The organism is Acinetobacter tandoii (assembly GCF_008867985.1).
In the GTDB taxonomy this organism is placed as follows: Bacteria; Pseudomonadota; Gammaproteobacteria; order Pseudomonadales; family Moraxellaceae; genus Acinetobacter; species Acinetobacter tandoii.
In genome coordinates, this window is the sequence record NZ_VXLD01000002.1 from 442,313 (window position 1) to 458,065 (window position 15,753).

Below are 15,753 nucleotides of genomic sequence, written 5' to 3' on the forward strand. Positions count from 1 at the left end.
TCCCCCTGTAAAATGACAAAGCCCAGAACATATTCTGGGCTTTGCCCACTCATCAAAACAATTATTCAAAGGCATCAAACCAAGCTATTCCCTGTAGCGAAGCTCGAGTTTTCATCTGTCTTAAAAATGGTTTCGCTTCTTCAAAATACGGAATCAACTTAAACGACATGGCATACACCAACCAATATGCCAAATATAAATCTGCCGCGGTGCACTTTTCTCCAAGTAAATAAGGGTTTGCCTGACTTAGACCTTGCTTTAAAAATTGGAATAATCGTTGCTCATCGCCAAAACTTAAGCCCATTTTCTTACTTTCAATCAGATCATCAGCAACATTCAAGTTTTTAATGTCCATATATTCAGTTAATGGACCATGAATGTAGAATAGCCACTTTAAATAAGCTCCGCGCTTCGGGTCATTCAGTGCGGGAGCAAAATCCTGCTCAATATATTTATCTGCCAGATAGGCAATAATTGCAGGTACTTCAGTAACGACAATGTCACCATCTTTCAAACAAGGTACTTTTGCCATGGGATTAATGGCTAAATATGTTGCCTGATGCATCTCTTCATAGCTGATATTTATCAGTTCGACCTGATCTTCAATCTTTAGCTCTTTGAGGAAAGGTAAAATGATATTACCTCGAGATTGCGGATTGGTATAAAGCTGCATCATTGTTATTGCTCTACTGTTGTTATTTTGCGCTACCTTAGCATAGCTTAGCTCATCACTGCGTGGCGATTCTGTCATCCATGACCTAGAATTGGAGCATATTTTCAGTGCTGAATTAGAACATTCCAGTATAAAATTGTTCTTTTAAAATTTTTAAAATCAGTTCAATCGCTTCACTACGCTGCTCTTTACGATAGCTGGCATACAAACCAATGGTCGGCAAAGGTTCAATGGTATTTTTTACCACAATTTTATCGCCCAATAAGGGAATCACATAAGCAGGCACCAAACTCCAACCAACGCCCATTCCCACCAAATTCACATTTAAAAGAATGTTGGTTGAATGCTGAACTACATTTACATTGAGTTTGGATTGTTTAAAAAAGTCCTGAATAATTTTATAAAGTTGAGGCGAAGCCCCTTCATCGCTGATAATAAAGTCTTGCTGATTAAAACTTTTGATACTGACGTGACGCTGTGCTGCTGCGGCTGAATCTTTAGGCACAATGAGTGCCAATGGTTCATTAAAGATTTGTACAAATTCCAATTCACTCGATTCATCAACATAACGGGTAAAAGCAATATCAATGTCGCCTTTCTTTAAGGCTCTGAATTGATCTGCATCAGTCAAACTATGGAAATGAATTTTTAAATCAGGAAAATGCGCCCGAATATTGGGCATGATATAGGGAAAAATTTTCATTTCTGCTACAGGTACAAAACCAATATGCAATTGGTCTTTGCTGATATTTGCGACTTTACGCGCATCCTGAATGGCTTTTTCTGCATGCTCCAAACTGAGCAAAGCTTCTTTTAAAAATGCTTTCCCTTCTTCTGTTAATTCCACTTTACGGTTAGAGCGAACTAATAATTGCACCCCAACCTCTTGCTCTAAATCTTTAATTTGCTGGCTTAAAGAAGGTTGCACGGTACACATGCGCTGTGCTGCTTTAGTAAAATTTAACTCTTCAGCCACTGCGACAAAGTAGCGTAAATGACGTAATTCCATCAGTGTTCTCCTTCCTGTTGAACGGATACAACCTTAGCTGCCACTTTTACTCGATACACCATCAGTGTAACCAAAGTCATCATGGCACAAAACAGATAAGTCACGGCATAGCCCCAATAGGCAATTAATACGCCCATAATGACGGAACCCAGCGCTAAACCTAAATCAAACAATGTAAAGTAGGTCGAAATTGCATGTCCAATCCGTTGCTTCGGTACACTCTGAATCGCAACAGTCTGCAAGCATGGAAATAGCGTGCCGTAACCTATACCAATGAGAACTGCTGATAACCAGAGCACCCACGGTTGATTCAACTGACTCACCACCGCCAAACCAATCGCAAATAGTATAAAGGACGGATAAATCACCACACTGGCACCTTTTTGGTCAAACCAACGTCCTACCCAAGGTCGAACCAAAATCATGGAACAGGCAAAGACCAGAAAAAAACTACTGGTGTATGCCATCAACTGTTTGGTTTCAGTATAAGCTGCAATAAAGCTCATCACACTCGAATAAGCAAATGCAGTTAATAAGGCCACCATCCCCACTGACAGAACTCGAAACTCAATAATATCGTGTCGTGTTAAACTGGATAATGATGGTTTGACTAAGGATCGGCTATCTTCATCATGAATAGGAATGCACAAACAGAAAATAAATCCAACCGTAATTAACCCAGATAAGATGGCAAATAGCACGCTAAAACTAGCATATTGGGTAATGGTTAAAGCCAATAAGGGACCAAACACAACCCCTAAATTGGTCGACATGACAAAGTAGCCCATCCCCTCACCTTTACGATGTTCAGGAATAAACTCATTGGCAACAGGTACCGTGACCGTGGTTAAAATACTGAACCAAATGCCATGAATAAAACGCACCAACAGCAGGCTCCACATGCTATCAATCCATAGATAACTGAAGGCAAACAACACAAAGAATAATTCTGAGCCACGAAAACTGAGCTTCTTGCCAATTTTTTCCGAAATCAATCCTGAAAATGGACGTACCAAAATGGATGAAATCAGAAATAGTGTCAGTGCCAAACCAGCTTCTTTGACTGTGCCACCCAAATCTTTCATGATGTACACAGGTAAAATTGCCAGTAAGGCAAAATAATAGGTAAATAAAAATAGATTATTTAAAACACAAAATATGAATGCCCGATTCCATAGCCTGTCTACACATAGTGCCGATTTCATTTATGGACTCACTTTCTTGTCAGCATTCACACGGGCAGGTTGTAGCACCATGTCTAGCAATGCCTGAATATAAGCATCATCAGGCTGATGATTAAAGAAGATCATCTGATAATGAATCGGTGCATATAAGGTATCCAGCATCAGTTCAAATGGATAATCGGCACGAATCTCTCCATTTTGAATGGCCAATTGAATTAACTTGCGGGTCGCTTCACGACGGGGTAATAAATACTGGCTAAAAAACTCCCCTGCGGCTTGACGATGCTCGGATAACACCACCAATAACGCTCGTCCTATTGGACGATTTAAAGCATGCGATAACTTGAGTAATTGTTGTTTTAAATTAAATTCCAAACTTTGTGCATAATCCAGTTCAAATACCGAAGCCGTTTCCTGCTTAAATGCTTCAAAGACCAAATCAGATTTATGTTTCCACCAACGGTAGATGGTGGACTTACCCACACCTGCCCGAGCAGCGATCTCTTCAATTGTCAATTTACTGTATTCATAATCTTCTAGAGCTGTGATTACAGCATCTAAAATACATTGCTTACGACGTGAAGATTTTTCTAACTCAGACATAAACCACCATAAATCGAAACGATACGTATCGTTTTATACTAATGTAATTTTACTGACTAAACTAGAGGATTAAGACTAAGGACTATAAGTCAGAGACAGAAAAAAGCCCGTAAGTTAATAAACTCACGGGCTTCGCTTGAACACAGTTAAATTTTAACTGGCTGCTGAAGACTTTTTATAAATACTGCACGATGGGTGATGGTTTTCTTGCAAACGAGCCACTTTGCGCTGTTCTGCAGCTTCAAAACGACAACGCTTCCATTCATTGCTTAAGTCTAATGGTGGAATTTGTTTAGGCTTACCTGTTTCGTCCACTGCAACCATGGTGAAGTAGCAGCTATTGGTATGTCGTACCGTACGCTTTTGAATATTTTGTGCTTCTACACGAATACCGATTTCCATAGAAGTACGGCCTACGTGGTTTACACTGGCAAGGAAAGTGACCAACTCACCAACATGAATCGGCTCTTTAAAATTCACTTTATCAACTGATAGTGTCACAACATAACTACCCGAATAGCGACTTGCACAGGCATAAGCCACCTGATCCAGCAACTTTAAAATAGTTCCACCATGAACATTACCCGAGAAATTTGCCATATCTGGAGTCATCAATACAGACATGGTCAACTCCGACTGATCATCTAAAATTGGAGTAATTTGATCTAATGGGGACATCGCGTTCTCTAGACTCTTGCAAAGATAGTAGAATATGTACGCATTATTATATAACTTTTGTCATAAATAACATGTTCAAATCGGCAATTAAGTCATCACTATTATTTATAGTGATTACCATATCATTCAGTAAAATATATATTAATGCGCTCAACTTTAATATAAGCCTATAATTTTATTATATTTCTATTAAAGATATTCAATAATGATCATAACTTAATCACCGACCTTATCTTCGCAAAGTTCTATTTCAATGACTTAGAACCTGAAAAAAACACTCCACCAGCAGAAATGAGAAAGTGAAAGTTTTTGAAAATTTTAAAATTGGATGAATTTAGACAGATCAGTTGAAAGTGACATTCTGCTTAAATTAACTGGCCTCCCCACATGAAACAGCCTAATGGTTGTCCTCATTTTCACGCGCTCGATAAAATGAATTAAAACAATAAGCTCTAATGTTTCTGAGCGGCAAAAAGCTAGTTTTGAACAGAATATTGAGGAATTTTATAACCGCGTGAATAATTCTGTTGATCGAAGACTTTCAGAATATTGCTTAATTGTTTATCCGCAGCATTCATACCTGCCTGCATGGTTTCTTCACGCCCTTTGACATCAAAGATATGTGCTTTTTCACGTAAATCTGGCTGGATGACAATATCAGCATGTTTTAATTCTTCTTGAGCCAAACGATTCTGCATGATGTTGATATTTTGGTTAAAGAGACCCCAAACATTCTTGGTTTCGGTATGTTCAGGTTGCGCCAAAATGTCTACAGCTATCACAATATCTGCACCTAATTCCCGAGCAACATTCACAGGCACAGGGCTGACGAGTCCACCATCGACGTATTCCTCTCCTGCAATTTTTGTGGGAATGAACATACTCGGAATAGAAACTGAGGCGCGGACTGCTTGTCCAGTATTACCATAATTGAAAACTACTTTTTTACCTTCTTTTAGCTCAGTCGCCACTACATACATTGGCGTTTTTAAAAGTTCCAATGGTGTGTCGAGCACTTGTTCATTGACATAATTTTCAACTTTTTGACCATCAAAGAAACCCGTCATTGCCAGTTTTACATCACGAACATCATTGGCTTTCATATTCAGCGCAATCTCACGTAATTGTTGGGCATTTTTCCCACTGGCATAAATTGAACCCACTACACTGCCTGCACTGGTGCCCACAATCAAATCTGGATGAATCCCGTATTGCTCTAGCACCTGAATTACACCAATATGTGCATAACCACGCGCACCGCCACTACCCAAAACCAATGCCACAATCGGACGACGTTCTGTTTGTTTGAGTTTTTTGAAGTCGATACGATTCGCCTGCACTTGAGCTTCAGCAACTATAGGCGTAGTTGTTGGCTGGACAGAGGGCAATAATGATGACTGAGCCATACTCTGCCCCGAGAACATTCCCAAAATAATGCCAATAACTAAACTAGATTGAAGCGGTTTCAAGGTAGGTAAACTCTCTGATCGTGACTCATAGTTATTCTATGCAAAATAGATGGTTTCACTGTTGCATTTCGTAAAAATGAAACTTTAGCTCATTAAGATAATGAATAAAAACCTTAAAATCATGAAGAGTGTGCTGCATTTTTGCAATGTGGTTTCAATGTGCGAGGTTAAAACCTTTATCTAATCAGATCATCACAGCAAAATAAAAAAGCCAGCCTTGCAAATGCAGACTGGCTTTTTTAGTATCAGTTAATCTCTTTTATGACCAGATATCTGAATCAACTTTTTTCTTCAATTCCGGATATTTATCAATTTTAAATTCTGGTTCTTTAATACCTTGTTTTAATTGCTCACGGTAATCTTTCAACAATGTGCGTGCCATCGGTGTTAATAGTAAAATTGCAATCAAGTTAATGGTTGCCATGATACCCATAAACAAGTCAGCCATAGACCAAACGAGCGGAACACTACCAATTGCACCGAAGTACACCATCACCAATACAAAAATACGGAAGATGAACATGACTTTCGGGTTGTTATTAATAAACTGTACATTACCTTCTGCATAGGCATAGTTACCGAGTACAGCCGAATAACAGAATAAGAATAATAGAACAGCAAGGAAGTCTGATCCCCAATGTCCCACTTGAGTCTCTAATGCACGTTGAGTTAATTCAACACCAACAAAGCCTGCGTCTTGGTATACACCAGAAACCAAAATGATGATTGCTGTACTTGTACAGACAATGAAGGTATCTACAAACACACCCAGCATTTGTACTAAACCTTGGTTTACAGGATGTTTTACATCAGATGCAGCAGCTGCGTTTGGTGCAGAACCCATACCTGCTTCGTTTGAGAACAAACCACGTTTAATCCCTTGCATCATCGCCATAGATATAGCAGCACCAAAGAAACCACCAGCCGCAGCATTAAAATGGAAAGCTTCAGTCACAATCAGCTTTAAAATATCAGGCAAAATTGCATAGTTACTGATAGCAATATAGAGAGCAACAGATAGGTAAAGACCTGCTTTTAAAGGTACAAACATCTCTGCAAATTTAGCGATACGCTTAATACCACCAAAAATTGCCAATGCCACTAAAACTACAAGCGCAAGGCCAACCCAAGAGATTTCTAAATCAACACCACCTAAATGAGCAATAAGATTGGCTTTATCCCAACCCCATGCATGTGAAGATGCATTAGCAATTGCATTGATTTGTACTGAGTTAAATACAAAACCGTAAGTAAAGATTAATGCTAGTGCGAAAACCACACCAAAGGTTTTACTACGTAAACCTTGAGTAATATAGTAAGCTGGTCCACCGCGGAACTGTTTGCTCTTGCTATCTCTAACTTTAAAGAGCTGAGCAAGCGTAGACTCAATAAAAGCCGAGCTCATCCCAAGAACAGCGGTTACCCACATCCAGAACACTGCACCAGGACCACCAATTGCAATAGCGATTGCTACACCAGCAATGTTACCTACCCCAACACGGCTCGCAAGACCTGTTACAAATGCTTGGAAAGGTGTAAGACCATGCTCATCTTCGCCTTCTGTACGACTGCTTTTCATCACTCGGATACTTTGCAAGAACATGCGAATTTGCACTGCACCTGTTAAGACCGTATAAAAAATACCGACAGCCAGTAAGAAAATAACTAGGAAATCCCATAAAGGGTCATTAAAAAATTTTACCCACGACATCAGTGTGGCATTGAGTTGTTCGTTCATTTCCTTATTCCTAAAGACTCAGCAGATAGTATTTCGCAATTCAAAAAAGGCCTTGTGACCAAGACCTTTTACTTTCTCTTAAGCAAAGAACTTAAGAATAATTTGAATAACAGTTGCGTTGATTAAGTCAACGAAGAATGCCCCACAAAGTGGAACAATCAAAAATGCTTTATGTGAAGCACCATACATGTTCGTGATAGCTTGCATATTGGCAACCGCAGTCGGTGTTGCCCCCATACCAAAACCACAATGACCTGCAGAAAGTACGGCTGCATCGTAATTTTTACCCATGACTCGGAAGGTCACAAATGCTGCATACAATGCCATAGTGATGGTTTGCGCACCTAGAATCACAACCAAAGGACCAGCAAGGTCTGCAAGTTGCCATAATTTAAGCGAAAGTAATGCCATTGCTAAGTACAGAGAAAGTGATGCATTACCAAACACATCAATCGCACGGTCAAAGATATTTACTTTGAATACACCTTCAAGGATGTTACGAAGAATTACGCCACCACCCAGTGTCCAAACAAAAGTTGGTAATTCAAACCATGTACCCTTACTAAAACCTGTCATGAACTCGGCAAAAGCCAAACATGCGGCGAACATCCCTAGGGTCGTGATTGCATTATCTGCTGTAATTAAGCGTACTTGATGTGGATATTCAAACGGCGCAGACTCTTCCGCCTCTTGGTCTGTCATTGGCGTATGATCACGCTTCTCGATCTGAGCATCTGTATTGGCTTGAGCAAGTTGATAGCGATTAATCAACATTTTCGCCAATGGACCACCAATTAAACCGCCGATGATTAGACCAAAAGTCGCACTTGCCATACCCAGTGCCAATGCACCATGAATGCCATGCTTAACTTCTAAAATTTCACCCCAAGCACCCGCAGTACCATGACCACCTGTTAAGGTAATTGAACCTGCAATTAAGCCAATGAGTGGATCAATCCCAAGTAAAGTCGCCAGACTTATACCAACAAAGTTCTGTACCACAATGAATGAAGCAACAGCGATCAGGAAGATCACCAAGCCCATGCCACCCTCTTTAAGTTTAGAGAAGTTTGCACTTAAACCAATCGAAGCAAAGAAAATCAACATGAAGCTGGTTTGTAACTCGCTACTGGTACTAATGCTGAACCCCCAAATGTTGTATACAACAAGAGAGAGAACAGCCGCAACTAAACCACCTGCCACAGGTTCAGGGATATTATAACGACGTAAGAAGTCGATGCGATTCACAAGGAATCGACCCAACAACAATACAATGACTGCTGCAATCAGTGTATAAAACGCATTAAAAGTAAGTGCCATAATTCTTGTCCGTCAATTTTATCTGTTGTTATACAGATAAATAATAACGCTCTATGTAAGAAAAGCTGTAAGAAGCTTTGTACAAACAGTGAAACACGCTGCTGGTACAAAGCGCTTGCAGTTTGACTTTAGAGCAAGAGTTTTAGAAGTTGTATCGTGCCATAGCACCTACGCGATTATCTTTCCTTATTTCCCAGCGAAAGTTTCTCGCTTCCCTTAGACATATTTCATCCCTAGCGTGACTGGCATCATATTGCGCCAACCTTGTTGCAAGGTCTTAATCTGTACTACATCTGTGGATGCTAAGTTGTCAGCAAAGTTATTCATATCATTTGCCAACATAAGGCCATCTCCTAAAGTACTCTGACCCTTAGGATGGAATTGATAAGTTGTGTTTACGGTTGTTGTAGCAGAATGAACCGGTGTTTTCTCAACAACTGTAGATATTGTCGTTTTTAGTTTAATTGTGTTGCTTACCAATGGTGCTTGTTTTACTTGTGGAAAATTTTGTTGAATCAAAGCTTTTAATGCTTCGGCATCCACGCGTAATTGTGCAATTTCCTCTTGCTCAGCAGACGCTGCATGAGTCACTGTCATCATCAAAGTTGCCATGGTAACTGCCAAACTTTGACGAATTGCAGGCTTCTTCATGAGGGATAAACTCATTCTAAGCTCCTTGTTCGTTTGGTAATTTGCAAGTGATAAATCTATTTACATTGGGTAAACACAAATAGAGCTATACGACAATATCAATTTTTTAATCAATATCTATCAAAAACGAAAGCGCAACATTATGCTTAATTTTTACTAAAAATCTTATTATTTTTTTTAAACTCTACTTTAAGTGTTTCTAATTTAATCTACTTTTTGTTCAGGAATTCTCTTTTTGTACCTTTTGTTTTAGGTTAAGTAGTTGTTTAAATAAACAAAAAAAGAGGCATAAGCCTCTTTTTTTGTTTGAACAGAATATTTAGAAATTATACAGTGCAACCACGTTTACACGGTTTTCTTCACCTGTTTTACTAGTTAAGGTTGGTGTAGAGAATGTTTCACGTTCACCGTAGGTATATTCAAGACCTAAACTCACTGGTTTGATTGGGCTATAAAATACATTCGCCCAAGCTTGCCATAAGTCTTTGTTTAATGCAGCAGGGTTCGCTGAGGCATTAATATAATCCAAGTCCTTATCATGAGTCATATAACCATAACCCAACGTGCCACGCCACTTTGGATTAAACTGCTGAGTAATACCGACCGTAATTGAATCAAATTCACTTTGTTGAATATTCCCACCAGGTTTTTCAATTGAATAACCAGGGTTCGACCAAGAGACAAAACTACTATCCCCTTTGACATGGTAGTAATCAGCTTTTAAGGTTGTACTTGGCGTTACATTATATTTTGTTCCTAAGCCTACGCCCCAAGCCACTTTTTCATCATCAGAAGTTTGCTTGTCTGCTACCATGGTACGTGCTGAAATAATACCTGCATTGTTGGCAAATTTATGATTCAAACGTGCTGTGAGTGCTGGAATTCGCATTTGGTTATCTGGATCTGAACCTAAAGTAGTACCCGAATTATCGCTATATTTAGAATCTTCCAATGCAAAGATCAAGTTGGTTTCTGGACTAAAAGTACTGGTATAACGTACTTGTGGCGTACGCTTAACAGCACCACCCACATAGCCTAAAGCATCAATCGTTTCTGGCATATAATCAGGCACAGCAAAGTTTGACCATGTTTGACCAATGAGCCAGTTCGCATAAGTTAAGTATGCATGACGGATACGTAAAGTATCATTGCTGCCCAAAAAGTCGACTTCGACTTTACCGGCAACATCCCCCGCTTGAGTTGGCGTCTTAAAGTCAAAACCTAAACGTGTTGCAGCTAAAGTAGATTTGAAAAGATCGCTATTTCCTGGTGCTCCGTCTAAAGCAGCTTTATTGATTTGATTATATGGATGCGCTCTGCTTGGGCCGCCATCAATTTGATAAGTCGCATCTGCGCGAACATTGCCATAGAAATTAACTTCAGCCCCACCTACTGTAATCCCTAAGCCTTTTTTCTCTACTACTGGTTTTGCAGGTGCAGGTTGAGCAGTTGCCTGAACCTGATAATTCTGCTGCTGCGTGTTCATTTGCTTTTGTTGCTGTGCATATTGCTCTAACATGCCTCGCAACTCTTGAACTTCTTTACGTAATTGTTCAACTTCCGTATTAGTATCTGCCTGTACAGTTCCTGCTGCAACCACACCCATCGCTAATACTAACGTTTTTAAACGCACAGACATCTTTTGAGTCGTCATCCTAAATTCCCTATCCATCACAGTTTAAATTATTGTTTGTTCATTCCACTGAACATTTCTTGAGCCAAAATGTGACAGATAAGTGTTATATCGACTATATATGCTTTAGTCGAAGGCTATTTTTTTGTTTCTTATACAAATTACCATTCCATTTGCAATGAAATTAAGACTAAGTCTTTGTCTTTTCAATATAAGTATCGAATTCTTATTCACAAATAATGAATTTAAATTCATTATTTCAAAAACGAGATTAAACTAAACTGATGATTCCCATCAACAGCAATACCTTTAAGGTATTGAAATCAACCTATTAGATGTGCTTTTTTCTTAAATTAATACCTTTGAATTTCCTATTTCCACGTGTAATTCTTTAACGCATATTTCACAATATCCTGCTTATTTACTGAAATAACAAAGTCAGAACATCAATACAAACATCGAACTACTGCTGTAAATACGACATTTAAACTTCACATGTGTGCAATGCTTTAACCTTCTCGCTATAGCATCTCTAACCAAACTTAAACATCAATATTTAAGTCAGTCATAAGATCTAAAATGCTTTGGAATACAATGCATGCTCAATACAACCTTGTGGTATAAAAAAAAGGCGCAATTTTAATTACGCCTTTTGTATTCGCTTAAAGACTAAATCGGTTGATTAAAGGTATCGCAGTCTTTCAAGTTGCCTGATTTAAGACCTGCTTGAAACCATTTCATCCGCTGCTGACTAGAACCATGGGTGAAGCTGTCAGGAACAACCTGCCCAGTTGATTGCTTCTGTAAGTAATCATCTCCAATTTTATGCGCAGCATCCATCGCTTCTTCAATATCACCCTGTTGCAAAAATTGAGTGCGCTGCTGGTTATGATAGGCCCAAATACCTGCTAAACAATCGGCTTGTAATTCTTGACGCACGGACAATTGATTCGCTTCAACTTTCGAAGTCTGCGTGCGTGCTTTATGAACCTGATCAGAAATTCCCAAAAGGTTCTGCACATGGTGTCCAACCTCATGTGCAACCACATAGGCTTGAGCAAAGTCTCCAGCTTGATCTTGACGAGTTAATTCAGTCTGGTTTTGTTCACCACCAATGCCCATTTGCTGACGCATATCTTTAAAGAAAGTCGTATCAATATAAACTTTTTGATCGACTGGACAATAAAACGGCCCCATAGCCGCTTGTGCCGCACCACAACCTGAATTCACAGCCCCAGTAAACATGACTAGTTTTGGTGCGGTATATTGCTGATTCAATTGCTGTTGAAACACCACATTCCAAGTGTCTTCGGTATCAGCCAAGACTGTTCCAACAAAATCCATGGCTTCTTGTTGCTCTGGCGTTGGATTATCTAAACCTTTGGTTTCCGTACTGACCGAAGCTTGTTGTGTCACTTGTTGCGTGACTTGATACGCCTGCTGCGGATCTACTCCAAAAAATTTCCACGCGACAAATGCAACCACCAAGCCAAGAATACTGAAGCCACCCATTTTGCGACCTGCACCACCGCCACGACGGTCTTCAATATTGCTACTGACACGACGACCTTTCCAACGCATAGCCTTATTCCTTATTTTTATGAAGTAGACCCTTTAAGCTTAAGCCTGTTTTGAGTTCGGCCAAATCTTTTTAAACACAGTTAGTACAAGAATCACCGCCAAGCCTGCGGCAACACCAATCATCAAGTTAATTAAAGTTGGCGTTAATGCACCGACAATACTGCCAAAGTTAGGAATTAACTCTAAGTGATCAACTGTATCTTCTGTAAAATGATGGATAAGCGGTACCGCATGATTAATAATCCCTCCGCCCACCAAGAACATTGCAATTGTGCCAACTACAGTTAATGTTTTCATGAGCTTAGGTGCAAAAGCCAATAAAAAGCGTCCTACTTTCTGTTTCGCATTCGAGCTTTGTTGAGTTAGGTACAGCCCAATATCATCAATTTTGACAATCAATCCGACAAATCCGTATACCCCGATAGTCATTACAATCGCAATAATGCTGAGTACCGTCAATTTACTCATAAACGTAGCTGTTGCTACTGTACCCAAAGAAATCACCACAATTTCTGCAGACAAAATAAAGTCGGTACGAACCGCACCTTTGATTTTCTCTTTCTCATAAGTAACGAGGTCAGTTTCAATAGTGTGAAGTTCTTCTTCTGCCTCCTGCTCATTGGTCGCCTTTCGATGTTGCAAACTGTGTAAAACTTTTTCCACACCTTCATAACATAAGAATAGACCACCAATCATCAATAAAGGATTAATCAGCCACGGCGCCACTACACTAATTAATAACGCCAGTGGTACCAAAATCAATTTATTGACAAAAGAACCCTTCGCGACACTCCAGACTACAGGCAATTCGCGTTCTGCACGTAAACCGCTGACTTGTTGCGCATTGAGCGCCAAGTCATCCCCCAAAACACCCGCTGTTTTCTTGGCAGCCACTTTGCTCATGACAGCAACGTCATCTAATACGGTCGCAATATCATCTAATAATATTAATAAGCTACTTGCCATTATATTTATCCTAAGAAATTTGCTCTATTTTAATGGGATCTGAAGAAAAAAACTGTATTTACCTGATGATTTATGTTCGGATTTAATTTTTTTCTACTTCTATTTTTTTCTGACTGACATTAAAAAAAATTATGCCGTACAATGTAGCCCATTAATTGACTGCAGATGTAGTAAATACACTACTTTTTGGAAAAGAAAATGAGTAATCAAGATAATCGTCCAGTCATTTTGACTGGCGACCGTCCGACTGGGCAACTTCACTTAGGTCATTTTGTTGGTTCATTACGTTCACGTGTGGGTCTACAAGATTCACATCATCAACATCTTTTATTGGCTGATGCACAAGCATTGACTGATAATGCCGACAACTTTGAAAAAGTACGTCGTAATATCCTTGAAGTTGCAACAGATTACTTAGCTGTTGGTATTGACCCAACCAAAACCACCATCTGTGTTCAATCTTGTTTACCTGCGTTAAATGAACTTACGATGTTGTATCTCAACTTCGTGACCGTTTCACGTTTAGAGCGTAACCCAACCATTAAATCTGAAATTCAGATGCGTGGTTTTGAACGCGATATTCCAGCAGGCTTCCTATGTTATCCAGTCGCTCAAGCTGCTGACATTACCGCATTTAAAGCCACTGTTGTTCCTGTTGGTGAAGACCAAATTCCAATGATTGAACAAACCAACGAGATTGTTCGTCGCATCAACCGTCAAATCGGTCAGGACTTATTACCAGAATGTAAGGCACTACTCTCTAATATGAGTCGTTTACCTGGCTTTGATGGTAAGGCAAAAATGTCAAAATCTTTAGGTAATACGATTGTGCTTGATGCCAGCGATAAAGACATTAAAAAAGCCGTAAATGCGATGTATACCGACCCGAACCACCTGCGTATTGAAGATCCAGGTCAAGTTGAAGGGAATATCGTATTCACTTATTTAGATGCTTTTGATCCGAATAAAGAAGAAGTCGAAGAATTAAAAGCACACTATCGTCGTGGTGGTTTAGGTGATGGTACGGTGAAAAAACGCTTGGAAGGTGTGTTGAAAGAATTAATCGGACCAATTCGTGAACGTCGTATCGAACTTGCCAAAGACCCTGATTATATTATGGATATTTTGAAAGCAGGCACAGATAAATGCCGAGATATTACACAACAAACTTTGGATGAAGTGAAGTCAGGTTTAGGTGTATTCCACTTCTAAATACATTTGAGTAACATCGCAAATTAAAGGTCTTTCATAAGGCCTTTAATTTTTTAGAATAAAAAAACATCGCCCCAATCACAAGACTCTCCAATTATTAACGTGATTTAACATGAAGTAACGTGATTGCTCATGACCTTGAGACTCATTACGATTAACATTCTCCCATGATTTAGGAAATCCTAAATTGTTAACATTTCTCCTTAACCGAACTGTGCAAACAGATTCGTTGTTCTACGCAATGGTCACCCCAATCATTGCGTATTTTTTTGCCTAAAGTTTTTTAGACTTATTCTCATTTCGATGCTATCTTATATATTAAAGAATAAATTTGTATTTTATTTGTTATAAATATCATTAAAAAAAAGAGAATTCGATCATGTGGGAACTTGTGACGCACCCGTCAAATCTCATTTTTAGCATTTCAATATGCCTTCTCTTTCTCTTTGCCTTTTTTGAGCTAACGTTATTGTTACTGGGTGGAGGTACTCAAGGTATTCTTGACCAACTTTTACCTGCTGATCTCACTTCACCTGAAGTCGATATAGATACTGAAGCCAGTTGGTTGTTACAGGTATTGGACTGGTTATATCTGGGGCGTGTGCCTTTATTAATCTGGTTTATTATCTTTCTCACGATTTTTGGATTATTTGGGCTGCTATTACAAACAGTTGTTCACTTATTTACAGGAACCTACTGGAGTGCTTGGCTGTTAGCACCTGCAAGTTTCTTTTTGTGTATGCCATTAGTGCGTTTTACGGCAAAGGTCACCTCAAGAGTATTACCGCAAGATGAAACAACCGCAATATTTAGTGAAGAATTGGTGGGACGCACGGCGGTCATCGTCATTGGTATTGCTAAACCCCATTCCCCTGCTCAAGCCAAAGTCAAAGATCAATTTGGACAAATTCATTATATTCTGGTCGAACCAGAACAAGATGATGCTTTTAAACAAGGTCAACAAGTAGTGCTGACCCAAAAAACAAAAATTGGCTTTCAAGCCATACGTTCTGAAACTTAACAACACTTAAATTTT

The 15,753-nt window shown here is 39.3% G+C and carries 14 protein-coding genes; 2 read left to right on the forward strand and 12 right to left on the reverse strand.

The window, feature by feature from the left end; all coding sequences use genetic code 11:
• Positions 1-61: 61 nt before the first annotated feature.
• From F4W09_RS05095 to F4W09_RS05150, 12 genes are all read right to left on the reverse strand, one after another.
• Positions 62-673, reverse strand: a complete 612-nt coding sequence (locus F4W09_RS05095; RefSeq protein ID WP_151504320.1) for a glutathione S-transferase family protein — start codon at positions 671-673, stop codon at positions 62-64.
• A gap of 115 nt (positions 674-788) precedes the next feature.
• Complete coding sequence (locus F4W09_RS05100) at positions 789-1,682, reverse strand: LysR substrate-binding domain-containing protein (protein ID WP_151504216.1); 894 nt, start codon at positions 1,680-1,682, stop codon at positions 789-791.
• Positions 1,682-2,887: an MFS transporter gene (locus F4W09_RS05105; RefSeq protein ID WP_151504217.1), complete on the reverse strand. Its 1,206-nt coding sequence runs from the start codon at positions 2,885-2,887 to the stop codon at positions 1,682-1,684. The genes F4W09_RS05100 and F4W09_RS05105 overlap by 1 nt, the downstream gene beginning before the upstream one ends.
• Positions 2,888-3,469, reverse strand: a complete 582-nt coding sequence (locus F4W09_RS05110; RefSeq protein ID WP_151504218.1) for a TetR/AcrR family transcriptional regulator — start codon at positions 3,467-3,469, stop codon at positions 2,888-2,890. It abuts the gene before it with no gap.
• Between the two features lie 153 nt (positions 3,470-3,622).
• On the reverse strand, positions 3,623-4,147 hold the full coding sequence (locus tag F4W09_RS05115) for an acyl-CoA thioesterase (protein ID WP_016165841.1): 525 nt from the start codon (positions 4,145-4,147) through the stop codon (positions 3,623-3,625).
• Positions 4,148-4,623: 476 nt separating this feature from the next.
• On the reverse strand, positions 4,624-5,553 hold the full coding sequence (locus F4W09_RS05120; RefSeq protein WP_244948548.1) for a patatin-like phospholipase family protein: 930 nt from the start codon (positions 5,551-5,553) through the stop codon (positions 4,624-4,626).
• A 322-nt stretch (positions 5,554-5,875) separates the two neighbouring features.
• Positions 5,876-7,354: an alanine/glycine:cation symporter family protein gene (locus tag F4W09_RS05125; protein ID WP_044740207.1), complete on the reverse strand. Its 1,479-nt coding sequence runs from the start codon at positions 7,352-7,354 to the stop codon at positions 5,876-5,878.
• A gap of 78 nt (positions 7,355-7,432) precedes the next feature.
• Complete coding sequence (gene gltS / locus F4W09_RS05130; protein ID WP_016165838.1) at positions 7,433-8,674, reverse strand: sodium/glutamate symporter; 1,242 nt, start codon at positions 8,672-8,674, stop codon at positions 7,433-7,435.
• 216 nt (positions 8,675-8,890) lie between these two features.
• Positions 8,891-9,340: a hypothetical protein gene (locus F4W09_RS05135; RefSeq protein ID WP_151504219.1), complete on the reverse strand. Its 450-nt coding sequence runs from the start codon at positions 9,338-9,340 to the stop codon at positions 8,891-8,893.
• 304 nt (positions 9,341-9,644) lie between these two features.
• Entirely contained in the window at positions 9,645-10,979 is a 1,335-nt protein-coding gene (locus F4W09_RS05140) for a DcaP family trimeric outer membrane transporter (RefSeq protein ID WP_151504220.1), read from the reverse strand.
• Between the two features lie 648 nt (positions 10,980-11,627).
• On the reverse strand, positions 11,628-12,539 hold the full coding sequence (gene ypfJ / locus F4W09_RS05145) for a KPN_02809 family neutral zinc metallopeptidase (RefSeq protein ID WP_044740210.1): 912 nt from the start codon (positions 12,537-12,539) through the stop codon (positions 11,628-11,630).
• A 39-nt stretch (positions 12,540-12,578) separates the two neighbouring features.
• Entirely contained in the window at positions 12,579-13,505 is a 927-nt protein-coding gene (locus F4W09_RS05150) for a DUF808 domain-containing protein (RefSeq protein ID WP_044740211.1), read from the reverse strand.
• Positions 13,506-13,703: 198 nt separating this feature from the next.
• Here F4W09_RS05150 and trpS point away from each other — a divergent pair, with 198 nt between their 5' ends.
• Both trpS and F4W09_RS05160 read left to right on the forward strand, forming a co-directional pair.
• Positions 13,704-14,717, forward strand: a complete 1,014-nt coding sequence (gene trpS, locus F4W09_RS05155; RefSeq protein ID WP_016165833.1) for a tryptophan--tRNA ligase — start codon at positions 13,704-13,706, stop codon at positions 14,715-14,717.
• Positions 14,718-15,096: 379 nt separating this feature from the next.
• Entirely contained in the window at positions 15,097-15,738 is a 642-nt protein-coding gene (locus tag F4W09_RS05160) for a YqiJ family protein (protein ID WP_151504221.1), read from the forward strand.
• Positions 15,739-15,753 lie beyond the last annotated feature (15 nt).